14 protein-coding genes are annotated in these 17,074 nt (G+C 69.8%); 5 read left to right on the plus strand and 9 right to left on the minus strand.

Going from position 1 to position 17,074, the window contains the following annotated elements; genetic code table 11:
* Nucleotides 1-28: 28 nt before the first annotated feature.
* Both HUA75_RS15485 and fliB read left to right on the plus strand, forming a co-directional pair.
* A complete protein-coding gene (locus tag HUA75_RS15485; RefSeq protein ID WP_174454219.1) occupies nucleotides 29-241 on the plus strand; it encodes a ClpX C4-type zinc finger protein in 213 nt (70 codons plus the stop codon).
* A gap of 13 nt (nucleotides 242-254) precedes the next feature.
* Nucleotides 255-1,529 (plus strand): flagellin lysine-N-methylase, encoded by a 1,275-nt coding sequence (gene fliB / locus HUA75_RS15490; protein ID WP_174486826.1) that lies wholly within the window; start codon nucleotides 255-257, stop codon nucleotides 1,527-1,529.
* Between the two features lie 12 nt (nucleotides 1,530-1,541).
* Here fliB and HUA75_RS15495 read toward each other — a convergent pair whose 3' ends face one another.
* On the minus strand, nucleotides 1,542-2,162 hold the full coding sequence (locus HUA75_RS15495) for a DsbA family protein (protein ID WP_141649156.1): 621 nt from the start codon (nucleotides 2,160-2,162) through the stop codon (nucleotides 1,542-1,544).
* A gap of 157 nt (nucleotides 2,163-2,319) precedes the next feature.
* Here HUA75_RS15495 and HUA75_RS15500 point away from each other — a divergent pair, with 157 nt between their 5' ends.
* Nucleotides 2,320-4,353, plus strand: a complete 2,034-nt coding sequence (locus HUA75_RS15500) for a S9 family peptidase (protein ID WP_174486827.1) — start codon at nucleotides 2,320-2,322, stop codon at nucleotides 4,351-4,353.
* Between the two features lie 54 nt (nucleotides 4,354-4,407).
* On the opposite strand, the gene HUA75_RS15505 is transcribed toward HUA75_RS15500, so the two are convergent.
* The 8 genes from HUA75_RS15505 to HUA75_RS15540 form a co-directional block, all read right to left on the minus strand.
* Nucleotides 4,408-4,686, minus strand: a complete 279-nt coding sequence (locus tag HUA75_RS15505) for a hypothetical protein (protein ID WP_141649158.1) — start codon at nucleotides 4,684-4,686, stop codon at nucleotides 4,408-4,410.
* Nucleotides 4,687-4,737: 51 nt separating this feature from the next.
* On the minus strand, nucleotides 4,738-5,181 hold the full coding sequence (locus HUA75_RS15510) for a DUF1622 domain-containing protein (RefSeq protein WP_174486828.1): 444 nt from the start codon (nucleotides 5,179-5,181) through the stop codon (nucleotides 4,738-4,740).
* Nucleotides 5,182-5,315: 134 nt separating this feature from the next.
* Entirely contained in the window at nucleotides 5,316-7,070 is a 1,755-nt protein-coding gene (locus tag HUA75_RS15515) for a peptidase MA family metallohydrolase (RefSeq protein ID WP_141649291.1), read from the minus strand.
* Nucleotides 7,071-7,081: 11 nt separating this feature from the next.
* Complete coding sequence (locus tag HUA75_RS15520; RefSeq protein ID WP_174486829.1) at nucleotides 7,082-10,225, minus strand: DUF4175 family protein; 3,144 nt, start codon at nucleotides 10,223-10,225, stop codon at nucleotides 7,082-7,084.
* Nucleotides 10,226-10,885: 660 nt separating this feature from the next.
* The gene (locus HUA75_RS15525) at nucleotides 10,886-11,428 is read right to left on the minus strand and encodes a MarR family winged helix-turn-helix transcriptional regulator (protein ID WP_141649414.1); all 543 of its coding nucleotides are present in this window, start codon (nucleotides 11,426-11,428) and stop codon (nucleotides 10,886-10,888) included.
* A gap of 312 nt (nucleotides 11,429-11,740) precedes the next feature.
* The gene (locus HUA75_RS15530) at nucleotides 11,741-13,453 is read right to left on the minus strand and encodes a dipeptidase (RefSeq protein WP_174486830.1); all 1,713 of its coding nucleotides are present in this window, start codon (nucleotides 13,451-13,453) and stop codon (nucleotides 11,741-11,743) included.
* 169 nt (nucleotides 13,454-13,622) lie between these two features.
* Complete coding sequence (locus HUA75_RS15535; RefSeq protein ID WP_141649416.1) at nucleotides 13,623-13,976, minus strand: helix-hairpin-helix domain-containing protein; 354 nt, start codon at nucleotides 13,974-13,976, stop codon at nucleotides 13,623-13,625.
* Entirely contained in the window at nucleotides 13,973-14,221 is a 249-nt protein-coding gene (locus tag HUA75_RS15540; RefSeq protein WP_163863983.1) for a hypothetical protein, read from the minus strand. The genes HUA75_RS15535 and HUA75_RS15540 overlap by 4 nt, the downstream gene beginning before the upstream one ends.
* 564 nt (nucleotides 14,222-14,785) lie before the next feature.
* Between HUA75_RS15540 and HUA75_RS15545 the strand changes: the two genes are divergently transcribed.
* Together HUA75_RS15545 and HUA75_RS15550 are read left to right on the plus strand one after the other, a co-directional pair.
* Nucleotides 14,786-15,682: an MBL fold metallo-hydrolase gene (locus HUA75_RS15545; RefSeq protein WP_174486831.1), complete on the plus strand. Its 897-nt coding sequence runs from the start codon at nucleotides 14,786-14,788 to the stop codon at nucleotides 15,680-15,682.
* A gap of 82 nt (nucleotides 15,683-15,764) precedes the next feature.
* On the plus strand, nucleotides 15,765-17,024 hold the full coding sequence (locus HUA75_RS15550; RefSeq protein WP_174486832.1) for a dipeptidase: 1,260 nt from the start codon (nucleotides 15,765-15,767) through the stop codon (nucleotides 17,022-17,024).
* Nucleotides 17,025-17,074 lie beyond the last annotated feature (50 nt).

Below are 17,074 nucleotides of genomic sequence, written 5' to 3' on the forward strand. Positions count from 1 at the left end.
ACGCCGAGGGACGAAAGGACCGTACGTCTTGAGCCAGCACACTCCCTCCCGTCGGCGCTGCTCCTTCTGCGGCGCCCCCGAGCATCAGGCGGGCCCGCTGCGACAGGGCACCGGCGGCGCCACCATCTGCGATGCGTGCGTGGTGCGTCTGTTCGCCGAGCTGGACCGGCAAGCCTTCGCCCCCAGCCCGAATCCGAAGGGGAACACCGCCACGCTCCACAGTGGCTCGGACGACGCCTGACCTCGGGAGCTCCATGTCGTCCGTCTCAGCGCCCCGGTACCTGACGCGCTTCCAGTGCCTCGCGGACGCGTGCGAGGACACCTGCTGCGCGGGGCTCGTCGTGCCGGTGAGTGATGCGCGTTGGCGCATCCTTCGCGACGTGGTGGCCGGTGGGGCCGATGCGGCCCGGGTCGAAGCGCTCGTGCTGCCGGACCCGGGCAGCGGCTCGGGCGCGGAGGCCGCGTACATCACCAAGCGCGAGGACGGGAACTGCTCGTTCCTCGATGAGCGCAAGCTGTGCGCGCTGCACCGGAAGTATGGCGAGGTCGCGCTGCCGGATGCGTGCGCGATGTTTCCGCGCGTGGCGACTCGCAGGGCAGGGCGGCTGGAGGTGACGGGCTCGTTCGGCTGTCCCGAGGTGGTGCGGCTGTGTCTGCTCGCGGAGGATGCGCTGGAGCAGGTGCCCGTGGACGCCTCGCTCGCGGCGCGGCCGGAGATTGCCCGGGTGCTGGGGGACGAGGACGCGTGGTCGGTGCACTCGGAGCGGGTGCGCGCCGTGGCGCTGCGCATCCTGGAGCGGCGTGAGCATCCGTTCGCCTCGCGGCTGTTCATGCTGGGAGAGCTGGCGCGGCGGCTGGGGCCCTTCTACTTCCGGGGCACCGAGGTGTTCCGGGAGGAGGGTGCGGAGGCGCTGTTGACCCAGACGCTCGCGACGTTCGAGGACGCGGAGACGCTGGCCGTGTTGCATGCGGCGGTCTCCCAGGTGTCGCTGCCTGGAGGACCGTGGGCGGGCATCTGCGGCATGGTGCTGAGGTCGCGCGTGGGGGCCGTGGGCAGCGAGCGATTCAGTGGCTGGGCTCGCGCGGTGCTGGCGTCCTATGGAGGGCCGCAGGCGGCGCCGGATGACGTCTGGGCCCGTTATGCGGCGCGCAGGGCTCGACTGGAGCCCGTGCTGGGCGCGCGCGTGGAGCAGTACTTCCGGCATCACGCGGTGAACCACTGGCTGCGCCATCCGTTCACCGATGCGCCGTCGGTGCTCGACTATGTCTTCAAGCTGGCGCTGCGGGCGGCGGTGTTGCGCTGGGTGCTGCTCGGCCACCCGACGGTGGTGGCGCTGTGCGAGCGCGACGACCTCGCGGCCACGCCAGAGGTCCGCGCCCAGCTCGACGCGGCGGCGGTGGAGTGCTTCCAGTTGAGCGCGAAGCACCTCGAACAGTCTTCCGAGTTGCACACGCTCGCCCAGGGACTCTCGGGCGGCGCGGGGCCGGACTCGCTGCCCCGGATGCTCGTGCTCCTCCAGGGACTCTGAGTCTCCGCGCGCTCAGGTCGCCGAGCGCGGCTTCGCGCCCAGCCGCTCCATCGCCTGACGGAACACGGCGTAGTCCTGCGCGCCCTGGATGCCGAAGCGGTCTCCGAGCACGAACGTGGGCACCGCGCTGACGCCCATCTCCCGCGCCTCGCGCACCGCGTCGTCCACCACCTTCTCGAAGTGCCCGCCCTCCACGGCCTGCTGGAGCGCGTCCGGCTCCAGGCCCACTTCCTCCGCCGCGCCGCGCAGCGTCTCCCACTGCCAGAGGTCCTGTCCCTCACTCCAGTACCGACGCAGCAGGGCCGCATGGTACGGCTCCAGTTTGCCCTGGGTTCGCGCGTACTCGGTGGCCTGGTGCGCCCGCTTCGTGGACGGAATGACGTCCCGGTCCACCATCTTCAACCCCGCCTGCGCCGCGCGCAGCTTCAGCGGGTTGTTGGGGTCCTTCATCTTCTCGCGGATGTGGGCGGGAAGGGGCAGCCCCTCGGGCGGCGTCTCCGGGCGCAGGAAGAACGGACGCCAGTCCACCTGGAGGTCGTACTCCTGGCTCAGCTTTTTGACTTCCTGCAGGCCGACGTAACACCAGGGACAGACGAAATCGGACCAGACGCGGACGGTGACGGGTTCGCTCATGGCCCTCTCATTAACCCGGGCATACACGGGCCGCTCGCATGTTCCGAGGCCCCAGGGTGGACAGCGTCCAGAGGAGCGGGCACGGTCCACCCCCGTATGCCCCCAACCCGAGCGCTCGCCTGGAGGCCAGCGCCTGGGTCCACCCCAGGAGGACACCTTGTCGCTGTCGCTTGTCGCGGCCCTGGCCATCGCCGCCTCTCCGGCGCCCGCCCGGCCCCAGCCGTTCACCCACCACGACATGATTTCGATGCGCCGGCTGAGCAACCCGCGCGTCTCCCCGGACGGCAAACAGGTCGCCTACGTCCTGCGCTCCACCGACCTGGAAGCCAACCGGGGCCGCAATGACTTGTGGCTCGTCAACATCGACGGGAGCGGCTCGCGCCAGCTCACCTCGCATCCCGACTCGGACTCGGACCCCACCTGGGCCCCGGACGGCAAGAGCCTCTTCTTCCTCTCCTCGCGCGGCGGCTCTTCGCAGGTGTGGCGCCTGCCCGTGGACGGCGGCGAGCCCCTCGCCGTGACGAAGCTCCCCCTGGACGTGGGCAGCTTCCGCCTGTCCCCCGACGGCACGCGGCTCGCCGTGTCCCTGGACGTGTTCCCCGACTGCACCTCCGGGCTGGAGTGCAACACCCAGCGCGAGACGGAGCGCTCCAAGCGCAAGTCCACTGGCCGCACCTACGACAAGCTCTTCGCCCGTCACTGGGACACGTGGAAGGACGGAAAGCGCTCGCACGTGTTCGTCGTCCCCGTCGCCGGCGGCACGCCCGTGGACGTGATGAAGGGCATGGACGCGGACGGCCCCACCAAGCCCTTCGGCGGCCCGGAGGAGTACACCTTCACTCCCGACAGCAAGAGCGTGGTCTTCACCGCGCGCGACGTGGGTCGCACCGAGTCCTGGTCCACGGATTTGGACCTCTTCGTGTCCCCGGTCGACGGCAAGGCGAAGCCGCGCAAGCTCACCGAGAAGAACCGCGCCACCGACACCAGCCCCGTCTTCAGCCCCGACGGCAAGACGCTCGCGTACCTCGCCATGGCCCGCCCGGGCTTCGAGGCGGACCGCTACCGCGTCATCCTGCGCACGTGGCCGGGTGGCCAGGAGCGCGTGCTCGCCGAGGACTGGGACCGCTCCGCCGGCTCGCTCGCGTGGAGCCCGGACAGCAAGACGCTGTACGCGTCCGCGGGCCACATCGGCCTGGTGCCCCTGTTCGCGCTGGACGTGGCAAGCAACCAGGTGCGCCAGCTCACCAAGGACGGCACCGACGACTCACCCCAGCCCGCGGCCAACGGCAGCCTGGTCTACGTGCATGACGACCTGGACTCGCCCGCGGACCTGCACGTCCTCAACGCGGACGGCACCTCCAAGCAAATCACCCAGGTGAACCAGGACGCGCTCGCGCGCATCCGCTTCGGCGGCTTCGAGCAGTTCGAGTTCCCCGGCTGGAACAACGAGACGGTGCGCGCCTACGTCGTGAAGCCGGTGGACTTCGACCCGAAGCGCCAGTACCCGCTGGCCTTCCTCATCCACGGCGGCCCGCAGGGCTCCTTCGGCAATCACTTCCATTACCGGTGGAACCCCCAGGTCTACGCGGGCCGGGGCTACGTGGCGGTCATGGTCGACTTCCATGGCTCCACCGGCTACGGGCAGGCGTTCACCGACTCCATCCGTGACGACTGGGGCGGCAAGCCGCTGGAGGATTTGCAGAAGGGCCTGGCCGCCGCGCTGCAGCGCTACCCCTTCATCTCCAAGGAGAAGAAGTGCGCGCTCGGTGCCAGCTACGGCGGGTACATGATCAACTGGATTGCCGGCAACTGGCCGGACGGCTTCAAGTGCCTGGTCAACCACGACGGCATCCTCGACGAGCGCATGGGCTACTTCGACACCGAGGAGCTGTGGTTCCCGGAGTGGGAGCACAAGGGCACGCCGTGGGAGAACCCGGAGGGCTACGGCAAGCACAGCCCCATCAACCACGTGGCGAAGTGGAAGACGCCGATGATGGTGGTGCACGGCGGTCAGGACTTCCGCGTCGTGGAGACTCAGGGCCTGGGCACCTTCACCGCGCTCCAGCGCAAGGGCATCCCCTCCAAGCTGCTCTACTTCCCGGAGGAGAACCACTGGGTCCTGCGTCCCGCCAACAGCATCCAGTGGCACGACGAGGTGCTGGCCTGGCTGGACCAGTGGACGCGCAACTAGGCGCGTGACACCCCGGGGCCCGCGTCAGGCGAGCGGGCCCCGGTGGCCTCTTCTTTAGGGAACGACGAAGCAGTCGTCGATGCAGCGCTCCAGGTACTCGGAGCAGCTCTTGTCGGCGGCGCAGTCGGCACACTCCGCCACGGCGTCCTTCCGGTCGTCGGAGTCGCGGTCATCCACCCAGTCGTTGATGGTGTCCGCGCACTTTCCCGTGTCGAGTTTGGAGTCGAAGCACTCCTTGCGATGGTCACAGATGGTGTCGGCGTTGCTGGAGCAGCCGGTGAGCACCGCGCTGAGCGCCAGGAGGGTCGTCACTGCGAGGTTTCGGATGGACATGGGGCGGTGTCCTAGCGCACCCAGTCATCTTCGGGAAATAGCCCTTCTTGCTCAGTGTCGAGCGGCCTGCCGTGGGGGCTGAGGTCGGACGACCTTGACGGGACGCGGAGGAGGCGGTGGTGGGCGGGGAGGGGAGGCGGTGGGACGCGCGTGTTCGCGCTCGGGCTGCCAGGGCCAGCGGCCCTCGAGCTCCACCGTCAGGGTGAAGCTGAGGAACGTCCGCACCAGGACGATGAGGCCCAGCACCAGGACATCGCGCAAGGTGGGCTCGTTGCTCACGGTGCGCAGGATGTCGGCGGCGACCAGGAACTCGAGGCCGAGCAGGATGGCGCGGCCCAGGTTCAGCCGGAAGAGGCGATAGGCCTCGGCGGGCGGGAGCCCCCGGTGCCGGAACATCATCGCGAAGAGGGCGATCAACGCGCCCAGGACCATGGCGCCGACGCCCGCGGCTTCCATCAACCGGGCGGACAGCGAGACCAGCGGCCGGATGTCCATGACGACGCCTCCCCGGCTGAACCTGGACACTGCGAGGGCGGGCCTTCAGTGGCGGGCAGGCCCCTGCCTGTCGGCTCGCTCGCTCCAGGCTCCACGGTGAGGACGGGCGCGCGCCCTGCTTTCCGTGTCGCGCCTCAGCGCCCCGCGTCCGTCGGTCCCGTGGCGGGCGCGGCGGGCTTGCTCGGGGCGCCTCCGGTGGCGGGGACGTTGGTCTCCGACAGCACGCCCTCTTCGCGCAGGAACTGCTGCGCCAACTGGTCGACCTCGGCGGGCTCCAGGCCGGTGAGCACCACCGTCGCCGCCTTCGCGCGGGTCGCCAGCGCCGTCTCGCCCAGCGCGCCGTGGATGCGCGTCAGCGCCACGTGGATTTCGGGGTCGAACGGGTCCGAGGCGAGCGCCTCCAGATAGGCCGTCTTCGACTTCGGGTAGTCCTTGCGGTGCAGGAGGATGCGGCCCAGGTGCACGTTGGTGGCGGGAGAGCCCGGGTGTACGCGCAGGCTGCCGCGCAGCACGGACTCCGCTTCATCCAGCCGCTTCAACTCCAGGAGCGCCAGCGCGTACTTGTTGGAGACGGACTCGTACTTGTCGCCCACCAGCTTGTGCGCCTTGGCGTACTCCTCGGCGGCGGCCTTCACGCGGTTGCGCTCGCGCAAGAGTTCACCCAGGTGCGCGAACTTGCGCGCCGGCACCTCCGCCACCTCGTTGAAGTCGCCGAAGGAGATTTCACGGCCCTTCTTCTCGCCGTCCTCCTTCGACTTGTTCTTCGCGTCCTCCTTCAGCACCACGCGGTCGTCGCGCGGCACCAGCTCCGAGGGGAAGGGCTGCTTCTTGATGTGCGAAAGCCACGTCTTCTCGAAGAGGGCGAAGGGCATGCCCATGGCCGCCTCCACCGCCTTCTTGTCCGTCTGCCCGGCCTTCAGCTCGTGGACGACGGCGCGCAGCCCGGCCGCGCCCTTGGACTGGTGCACGTAGTCGATGGCGTAGAACACCTCCGCGAACGCGGTGGCCGCGTCCTCCGCGGTGGGCAACAGCGCGATGGACGGGTGCATCTTCTCGAACGGGATGAGCGTGTCCGCCTTCACGCGCTTGCCCAGGAGCGCCTGCGTGGACGGCGTCATCGCCAGGCCCGCCTTGCCGCGCCAGCGCGACTCCAGGAACTTGGCCAGGCCCTCGTGCAGCCAGATGGGCACCGTGTTGCGGCTCATCTGACTGACGACCAGGTGGATGTACTCGTGCGCCAGCGTGTCCTGCCAGTCGTAGCCCTGCGCCACGGCCTTGGGACTGGTCACCATCAGCTTGTTGAACTTGCAGATGGCGATGGTGCCGGTGGTGCGAATCTGCTTCTCGGTGAGTGTGCTCACCTTGGACAGCTCGCGCGCGTTGTTCACCACCTCGACGCGAATCTTCCCGCCCGGCGGCGTCCAGCCCAGGTCCTCCGCCATGGCCCGGTGGATGGCCTCCAGCGTCTCCAGCGCGTAGGGCACCAGCACCGCTTCCTTGCCCTTCGGGTAGAAGAAGATGAAGTGCTCGCTCTCCGCGCGCTCGTGGCTCTTGACGATGTCGCGCGTGTCCTTGGCCAGCCGCAGGTAGCTGCCCGGCTTGTCCTCGATGTTGGCACCTTCCAGGAGCCCCACCGCGTCGTCGTAGCGGCCCTCCTCGAAGGCCACGCGGCCCTGGTAGTACTTCAAGGGCTCCACGTCGGAGGGAATCAGCTGCTCCACCGCGGCCAGCTCGCGCTTCGCCCCGGGCACGTCCCAGTCGTCCAGGCCCTGCTCCACCTGGCCCAGGCGCGTCTTCACCTCGTCCTTGAGGGAGGACGCGTCCTGCGCGACGGCGGGCGTGGCCACGCCCAGTCCCAGGGCCAGCGCGAGGGCCACCCAGCGATTCATCCGGCGGTCTCTCACTTCACCAGCTCCTCGTAGTAGCGCTTCACCTGCTCGCGGTACTTCTCCGGCGCGCCCTGCTTCATCGCGTCCAGCAAGTCCTTGCGGAACTCCTTGGGGGCCTGGAACGCGTCCTCGTCGGGCAGCTCCACCTCGTCCTTCGGGTCCCTGCCGGAGTTGCCCTGCTTGCGCCCGCTCATCCCACCGGGAAGCGGCAGCCCGCCCTTGCGGCCCTTCTGGCCCTGCTGCATCTGCTGCTGGAACTGGCGCAGGCCCTCCAGCGCGGCCTGCTGCTCGCCGTAGCCCCGGCCCGGGTCCTTGCCCTGCATCCGCTGCGCGGCCTCGCCCATGCGCTGGCCCACGCCCTCCATCTGCTGCGCGGCCTCCTCGCCGAACAGCGGCGCCGTCTGCTCCATCTCCTCCATCTGCTGGCGCAGGTTCTGCGCGCGCTGCTCCAACTGCTGCTGCTGCTCGGAGAGCTGCTGGAGCTGCTGCTTCTCCTGCTGGGAGAGCTGCGAGCCGGGGGGAGGGAAGAGCGACTGGAGCTGCTTGTTCACGTCCTGCACGTTGCGCGCGTCACGGTCCAGGCGCTGGGCCAGCTCCGAGGACTGCTGCCGCACCTCGGGCGGGTTGCCGAACATCTCGTCGAGCTGCTTCTGCTGCTCACCCATGCCGGCCAGCTGCCGGGCCGCGTCCTCGGCCCGGGCGGCAGCCTCCGCGGCCAGGTCGAAGTCGTTCACCTTCAGCGCGCTCTCCACGTTGCGCAGCTCCGACTGGGCCTCTTCCAGCGGCCGGGCGGCGCGGCTGTTGAGGTGCTCCGGGTTGAGCTTGTCGTAGCTCTGCTGGGCCTGCTGCACCTTGCGCATCAGGTCGTTCTTGATGGACTCGCCGCGCTCGGAGAGCCGCTCCTTGTTCTGCGCGCGGGCCTGGTCTCGCAGTTGTCGCGTCTGCTCGGCCACGCGCTGCTGCTCGTCCACGGTGCCCTTGAGGTCCTCCATGAACTTGCCGAACTTCTCCGCGAGCTCCGGGTACTGCTCGCCGCCGAACTCCTCGTTGGCTTCGTCCAGGCCCTTGAGCATCTCGTCCATCTGCATGCCCAGCTCTTGAAGCTTCGCGAGCGCCTCGTCCGTCTTGCCCTCGCGCATCAGCTTCTCCACCTCGTCCAGGGCGCTCTGCATGTCCTGGTCCTTCATCATCTCGGACAGGGCCTCGGCGTTGAGGTGCTCGTCGCGGATGCCCTTGCGCATCTCCGCCATGCGCTGCATCAGCTCCTGGATGCGCGCCTTGAGCTGCTGAATCTGCTCCATCACCGCCTGGCGCGCGGCCTCGTCGGGGTTGGCCTTGAACTGCTCAATCAGGCGCGACAGCTCTCGGCGCTCGCCGGCCAACTGCTTGCCCATCTCCTGGAGCGCCTCCAGCTTCTGCCGGTCCAGCAGCGCCTCCAGGTAGAGGATGTCCTTCTCCAGCTCCGCGATTTCCTCCGTCACCACGCCGGACAGGCGGTTGCCGGTGCCCCAGTCCTCGCCCCGCGCGCGCTGGGTGCGCAGGTAGAGGCGGCGGAAGTCCGCGGTGCCGTTGATGTGGCTGCCCAGGGACTCGGAGATGTTGGCGAGCGCGGAGACCAGCTCGGTGGGCACGTCGCGCTCGCGCGACAGCGTCTGCGCCAGGGTGCGCATGTCGGTGATGAGCTGCTGGCCACTGGTGTCCACGGACGCGGCGGTGGCGATGGCCTGGGCGTCCTTCTGCTTGTCGCGGTCCGGGCCCTCCAGCCGGTCCGCCAGGTGGTCCACCATGCGGCCCCACAGCTGCTCGGCCTTCTCCAGCGCGGCGCGGTGGTGCTCGGCGGCGGAGTAGATGCGCAGCACCTGCGTGCGGCTGACGCCCTTCTTGGGGCCGTCCACCGCGTCGTTGTCCTGCGCCTCCACGAAGTAGGTAATCCGGTCGCCGGCGTCCATCTTGAGCGAGCCCAAATCCCAGGTGTACGTGTCGCGGCTGCGCCGGCCGTCCTCGCGGCGCAGCGGCACGCGCGTGTCCTTCTGCGCGCCGGGCGTGCGGAAGACGAGCGACAGGCCGGAGAGGCCGTAGTCGTCGGTGGCCTCGTACTTGAGCGTCACCTTCTGGTTGGGGTCGACCTCCAGCTCCGCGGCGGGCGTCATCAACGTCACCTGGGGTGCCTTGTCCGCCTCCACGGTGAGGGGGATGTCGGGGCCCACCGCCAGGGGCTTCTCGCGCCGGGCGTAGAAGACGAAGTGGTAGTGGCCGGTCTGCTTCGCGATGAAGGTGCCTTCCAGGTCGCGGTTGCCAGTGACCTTGAGCGGCACCGACTCGGTGTTGATGACCAGCTCCGCGCGCTCCACGGGGCGGTCCGAGCGCGTCTTGATGAGAATCTCGGTGCCAGCCGGGGCGCTCACGGCGCCGTCGGTGCCGGGCACGGTGCGCTGGGACAGGCCGGTGTACGCGGGGTAGCGGTACGTCAGCTCGATGTCGCCGGTGATGGGTTCGACCTGCGTCGGGGCCTCCGGAGCGCGCGCCACCTCGAGGATGCGCTTCAGGCCCGCGGCCCACTTCTCACCGAACAGCCCCAACACCAGCGCGAGCACCAGCAGCACGCCGCACGCGGCCAGGGCGCTGCGCTGCACGGGGCGTCCGTCGACGATGGAGCGCACGTCCACGGTGCGCACCCGCGTGTCCATCTGCGCGAGGAAGGCCTCCGCCAGCTCCGGCGAGCCGTTGGCGTGTCCGCCCTGCTCGCGCCGCAGCTCCACCGCGGCCAGCACGTCCAGCGACAGCTCCGGCCGGCGCTGGCCCACCAGTCGGGCGGTGAGCAGGTCGTCGCCCACCCGTCGCCGCGCGAGCCACAGGCCGAAGACACACGCCACGGCGGCGCCCACGGGCACGGCCATGCCGAGCAGAGACCCGCCCAGGCGAGGGGCCACGAGTCCCAGCAGGCCGCCCCCCACCCACAGGAGGCAGGCGGCCATGAAGCCCAGCGCGAGCCCCTGGAGCCACAGGTACCGGCGCTGCCGGGTGCGCACGGCGGAGAGCAGGGCTTCCACGCCACGGCCCCGCGAGGGCCTGCCCACCAGGGTGGGCGAGGCCGGAGGCGGAGGTGGCGGGGGCGGCAGCTCGGGGCCTGGGCTCTGCGGGGTGTCGAGGTTCACGCTGTCCTGTCCGCTCAGTGGCGAGGCAACTCCCGGCGGAGGTGCCTATTTCCCGATTCTCTAGCAACGTCCGACGGGCCGCGAGGTGCTTGGGCCCACGGATTTCACCCAGGATGGGCGGGGCTGTCCGCCGCCGGAAGCACGCGACCAGCGGAGGGTCCGGGAGGCAACGCGGCAAATGCCCCCGTTCGTCCCGTCCGAGTCCGCCAAGTGCCCGTCATGACTCGCAAGTGGGGGACGAGGGGAGGGGATGACGTCGAGGGTCCGCCCTGACGGGTCCGGGAGTTCGTGGCGAGGCGGGAGAGGGGGGCGGGAGCGTCGAGGGCCCGAGCTGAATGCCCCCCTGACGGTGGGGGCCAGGGGATGGCGAGCGTCGCCCACGTTGAACGCCGCCCTGACGGGCCCGGGGGTTCGTGGAGAGGCGGGGAGGGGGCGGGAGCGTCGCCGGCCCGAGCTGAACGCCCCCTGACGGTGGGGGGCCAGGGGATGGCGCGCGTCGCCCACTTTGAACGCCGCCCTGATGGGCCAGGGGTTCGTGGAGAGGCGGGGAGGGGGCCGGGAGCGTCGAGGGCCTGCGCGGAGGCGGCACCGGTCGACGCTCGTGGAGTTTGAAGCGACCGAGCGGAGGCCCGCCGAAAGGGCGGGCCGTGACACGCCTGTTCAGCGAGCGTCCGACTTCTTCGCGGTCGGGTCGGCGAGGTCTTCTTCCGGAGGCGGTACGCCACCCAGCTCCTGGGCGAGCGCGGTGAGCACGTCCTGGGTGCAGAGGATGCGGTTGCGCGACATCCGGGAGAGGACGCGCGCCACGGCCGACTCGACGGTGCCCTCGGAGGGAACGTCCAGCCCGCGTCCAGTCTCCGTGAGGGCGAACAGCGCCTTGCGTCCGTCCAGCGGGTCCGACTTGCGCTCCAGCAGGCCGCGCTTCTCCAGCCGCTTGAGCACGCCCGTCAGGGTGCTCGGGTGGACGTGGAGAATCTGGGCGAGCGTGCCGGCGGTGATGCCCGGGAAGCGACCCACCAGGCGGATGACGAGCCGCTGCGGACCCGTGAGGCCCAGCGTCGACTCCATTCGCTTCGAGGTGGATTGAAGCCCGTGGTCCACGGCCCACAGCAGGCGCATGAACTCGAGCACTTCTCCGAGCGGCGGGCCCTTGGGCCGCTCACCTTCCTGGGGTTCAGGCTCCCCACTGGCCGTGTCCTTCATGACTTCATCTTCCCTCACCTGCCGCCTCCCTGTCTCTGCCAAGTCTTTTGAGTCGCAGGAGGTCTATCTCTTCGCGGTCCCCCCTGCCGTGTAGATTTCGTTGTGTATCAGTCACCGGCAAGACGTGGGTGAGGCATTCAGCGCCCGCCAGGTCTGCCTTCCAAAGCCCACGCCCGGAAGCCCTCGAAGGGGGCGCCCGTCTGCCCACCTCGTGGGGTGGGAGGCGGGGGCGCCCTGCCCGAGCGCCCCCGCTCGGTGGAACAACCCTGGGCGCCCCTCCCGGACCCGGATCCGGGAAAGGGGCCAGCGGGCCTACGGGGCGGGCGCCACCGTGGGCTTCGACGCGGGCGCCGGCGCCTTCTGTGCGGGGGCGGGGGCCGGAGCCGCGACGGGCTTGGGCTCCTCGGGCTCGGGAGGCATCTCCACGCTCTTTCCGCGCTCCTGGGCGATGCGCCGGTACCAGCTGTCCGGGTACTTGGGGTGGTTCACCTTGCCCTGCTCGTCGCGGACGTTGCCGTCGATGTACTTCACCAGCAGCGTCTCCCCGAGCTTCTTCCAGCGCGCGTGGACCTTCTCGCCCTGCTGCACCGAGTAGGTGGTGAGGTACTGCCGCGCCTCTTCCGGGCTGCGCTTGTAGTGCTCCAGCGCCGTCTTCTCGATGTCGGCCTGGTCCGCGAGGAACTGCCCCTCCAGCGCGCCCTGCTCCTTGTGCACGTCCACGGAGATGTCGCTCCAGCGCGCATACGCCTGGTTGGACACCCAGTTGAAGACCCAGAAGGACGAGTCCCAGGAGAACGCCCCACGGCTGGCCACGCCCTGGGAGAAGTTCCTCGGCACCTGCCGGATGCCCGCGTACATCGGCGTGTAGACCGTCATGGACGTGTCATCCACGCCGAACCAGAGCACCCCGCCGATGGGCGCCGGCATGGAGGCGCGCATCTGCGCGACGAAGGAGAAGCCCGTCTGCTGCGTGGAGATGGCGCGCTCGTGGACGTACTTCTTGCCGTCCACCTCCCACGTCATCGGCCGCCAGCGGTAGGGCGCCGCGTAGGGGCCCGCGCCCACGTCCTTCGTCATGTCGAGCGGCGTGTTGTCGAAGTGGTCCCGCATCAGCGACATCACGTCCTGCACGGACAGCTTCTTGTCCGGCTTGACCCACAGGGGCAGCCGCTTGGCCGGCGCGGAGCCATCCGCGTACTCCGGACCGTAGTTCTTCGACGGCGCCGCGCGCCGGAAGATGCTCCACACCCGCGCCTCGGAGAAGCGCTGCCCGCCGAAGTCGAGCGGGTTGTACGTCTGCGCGAAGCTGAAGTCCTTGTCCGCGCCCTTGAACCAGCCCTTCTCGCGCGCGAAGGAGACGACGTCCGGCGAGAACAGCACGTTGTCCGGGTCGTTCATCGGGAACTGCTCGATGCGCGCCTGGTTGGCGTGCGCGGTGATGTGCCCCTCCGGCAGCCGACGGGCCACCCACACCGCGCCCTTCTGACCGGCGCCCTTGCCAATCAGCTCCAGCAGCCACGCCTCCTTCGGGTCGGCGATGGAGAAGGACTCACCGGTGGACGCGTAGCCGTGCTCGGCCACCAGCTTCGTCATCACCGTGATGGCCTCGCGGGCCGTCTTGGAGCGCTCCAGCGCGATGTAGATGAGCGAGCCGTAGTCGACGATGCCCGCCGGCCCCTCCAGCTCCTTGCGGCCGGAGAAGGTGGACTCGCCGATGGACAGCTGGTGCTCGTTCATGTTGCCGACGACGGAGTACGTCACCGGCGCCTCGGGGATGCGCCCCAGGTGCTTGCCGGTGTCCCACTCGATGATGTCGCGCATGGCGCCCGCGGCGTGGCGGCGCGCGGGCGTGTAGTACAGCTCGCCGTACAGCTCGTGCGCGTCCGCGGCGTAGGTCATCAGGGTGGCGCCGTCCGCCGTGGCACCCTTGTTGACCAGCATGCTGGTACACGCGAGCACGGGCGGAGCAACCAGCGCGGCCGAGACGGGCAGCGCGGTGAGCAGTCGGGGCAGTCGTCGGTTCATGGCGGCGGATGCTCTACCAGCCGGGTTCCAGATACAAACCTCACGTGCACCGCGCCTGGCCGCTCCCCCGGCGCGAAGCCGGGACTCGCCTTCCTCGACAGGGCCACCGCCCGGGCCACGAGGTAGACCCGGGCGGCGACCCCACTCCCCAGTGAATGGATGCGTCGTGTCAGTTGTTCGTGGCGACCACCTCCTTTCCTTCGGGAGGCGGAGGCACCTGCTCGACCTTCAAGGTGGTGGGCCCGCTCAGCGTCAGGTGCGGCTTGAGCTTGAGGAACTTCTTGCGCCCGAAGCCCTTCACCCGCACCAGCTCCTCCACGCGCTGGAAGGGGCGCTTGCCCCGGTGCTGGATGATGCGCTGCGCCGCCGAGTCACCGACCCCCGGCAGCAAGTCGAGTTCCGCGGCCGTCGCTTCGTTGAGGTTCACCACGCCCGAGTACTGGGTGCGCAGCCGCGCCGCGTCCGCCACGCCGGGCTTCCCCACCAGGAGCACCAGCGCCAGCAGTCCCCACGCGGCTCTCACGAGTGGCCCCCCACCGGCGCCGCGTCCAGCCCCACTTCGGGCGCGTACCGTCCGCCCACCCCCGGCGTGTCCCGCTTCTCCGCCGCCTCTCGCACGTGCAGCTTGCCGTCCAGCGGCAGCACATCCAGCAACACGTTCAGCGAGCCGTCCTTGTTCACGAACGCGCTTCCCGCCCGCACCCAGATGCTCCCGCCCTTGCCCTCGCGAATGGAGAACACCGCCAGTCGCTTCCCCGCCATCAGCATCTTCCGCCTCCACACTCCACACCGCGCCACCACGGCGCGACCGCCTCGCCGGCTCGACCGCCTGAGGTCGACACCTGCTTGAGCAGTCTCCGTGCCAGGGCCGTCTCCCTCGGAGGAGCGTTCTGGCCCCCGTGCAAGCATCCGCGAGGTGTCCCACCGCGAGGACGGGCGAAGAGGCTCCAGTGGCTTCTCACGAGGCAAGAGCGCGTCGGCACCCGGCACCACCACGCATCGAGGGCGGGGCACGCGAACCGTGCACGCGCGTCGGCGTGGAGGTTGGGGGGATTCCGCTCGTCGGCACCCGGCTCCACGCATCAGGGGCGGGGGCCCGCGAACCGTGCACGCGTGTCGGCGTGCAGGTTGGGGGATTCCGCTCGTTGGCACCCGGCACCACTCCGCGACGGCATGGGGCTAACGAACGGTGCACGCGCTTTGGCGTGGAGGTTCGGGGGATTCCGCTCGACGGCAGGGGTGGCGTGAGAGAAGTGCACATGCGTCGGGAATGAATGGGCTCCCGGTTTGCTAAGACGCCCGCCGACGCATCCCCCGTCGTCTGGAGGTCGCATGAAGGCCGTCGCCGCCGTGCTCGTCCTGCTTCCCTGTCTCGCGCTCGCGCAGGAGCGTGACTTCTCCCAGGTGGAGGTGCGCGCCACGCCGGTGGCGGGCAACATCCACCTGCTCCAGGGGGCCGGCGGCAACATGGCCGTGTCGGTGGGGCCCGACGGTGTGCTCCTCGTGGATGACGACTTCGCCCCGGTCATCGACAAGGTGCGCGCGGCGCTGAAGACGTTGAGCAAGCAGAAGCTCGTCTATGTCCTCAACACGCACGTGCACAGCGACCACACGGGAGGCAACGCGGTGCTCGGGCGCGAGGCGACGCTGGTGGCGCATGACGCCGTTCGCGCGCGGATGTCGAAGCCGAGGGTCCGCCGGGGTGAGACGCTGCCTCCCGCGCCGGAGCACGCGCGCCCCGTGCTCACCTTCCAGCAGGGGCTCAGCCTCTGGTTCAACGGCGAGGAGGTGCGGATGACACACCTGCCGTCGGGCCATACGGATGGCGACAGCGCGGTGCTGTTCGTGGGCAGCAACGTGCTGCATCTGGGCGACCAGTTCTTCACGGACCGCTTCCCCGTCATCGACCTGGAGGCGGGCGGCAGCGTGGAGGGCTACGTGCGCAACGCGGAAGGTGTGCTCGCGAGCCTGCCCTCCGGCGTGCGCATCATCCCGGGCCACGGCGCGCTCGCGGGGCGCGAGGAGCTGGAGCGCTTCGTCGCCATGCTGCGGGAGACGACGGCGCTCGTGCGTCGCAAGAAGGTGGCGGGCCTGACGCTCGACCAGGTGAAGGCCGAGGGCCTGCCGGAGCAGTACCGGAGCTTCGGCGAGGGCCATGTCAAGACGGAGAAGTGGCTGGAGGTCGTCTACACGGGCCTGGGGTTGGTGGGGCAGGGCAAGCGCCCCTGAGTCCAAGGGGGACCGTCGCGACTTCATCCCGCCCTGGCTCCGTGGGAGAGTCCCCCGCGTCCCGTCGTTCCGAGGTGTCCGCGTGAACCGCTCCGTCCTCGCCGCCCTGCTCCTCCTGGGCGCGCCCTCCCTCGCCGCCGCTCCCGCCGCGCCATCGCCCAGCTCCGCGAAGGCTCGCGCCATCCACGAGTCGGCGCTCATCATCGACACGCACGTGGACACGCCCCTGCGCATGCTCGGAGAGGGCTTCGATTTGGGCTCCCAGCCGCCCAATGGTCAGGGGCACCTGGACCTGTCCCGCGCCCGCGCCGGCAACCTGGGCGCGGCCTTCTTCTCCATCTGGGTGGAGCCCAAGGAGTTCGCCGGCCAATACACCCACCAGTCGCTGCGCATCATCGACTCGGTGCTCAGCGCCGTGGAGAAGCACCCGGACCAGATGGTGCTCGCCCTGTCCTCGAAGGACATCGTCGCCGCGCGCGCCGGCAAGCAGAAGAGGCTCGCCACGCTCATGGGCGTCGAGGGCGGCCACTCCATCCAGAATGACCTGGGCGTGCTGCGCGACTTCTACCGGCTGGGCGTGCGCTACATGACGCTCACCTGGTCCAACACGAACGAGTGGGCGGACTCGTCGGGCGATATCAGTGACGCGTCGGTGAAGCACCACGACGGCCTCACCGACTTCGGCCGCGACGTCGTCCGCGAGATGAACCGGCTGGGCATGCTCGTGGACATCTCCCACGTGTCCGACAAGACGTTCTTCGACACGCTGAAGGTGACGCGCGCGCCCGTCATCGCGTCGCACTCGTCCGCCCGCGCGCTCACCAACCACCCGCGCAACATGACCGACGAGATGCTCAAGGCCGTCGCCACCAACGGCGGCGTGGTGATGGTGAACTTCTTCTCCGCCTTCATCGACGACACCTACCGCACGTCCTACGCCGCCATGGCCACCGAGCGGAAGGCCGCCCAGGACGCGGTGGAGGCGAAGCACAAGGCCTCGGACCCCGTCACCCGCTACCGCGCGAACTCCCAGGCGAGCTGGGAGTGGGCCGCGAAGGTGCAGCGCCCTCCGCTCGAATCCCTCATCAACCACATCGACCACATCGCCAAGGTCGCGGGCGTGGACCACGTGGGCCTGGGTTCGGACTTCGATGGCATCAACTCCTCGCCGCAGGGCATCGACTCGGTGGCGGACCTGCCGCGCATCACCGAGGCGCTGGTGGCCCGGGGCTACACCCGCGAGCAGCTCCACAAGATTCTGGGCGGCAACCTGCTGCGCGTCTTCCGCGACGCGGAGCGCGTCAGCCGTGAGCTGCGCGCCCCCCCGAGCGTCCAGCGCTGAGTCATCCGCGACGGGCGCGAGGGCAGACTGGAGTCCAAGGCCCATGTCGC

Source organism: Myxococcus sp. CA040A (genome assembly GCF_013336725.1).
In the GTDB taxonomy this organism is placed as follows: Bacteria; Myxococcota; Myxococcia; order Myxococcales; family Myxococcaceae; genus Myxococcus; species Myxococcus llanfairpwllgwyngyllgogerychwyrndrobwllllantysiliogogogochensis.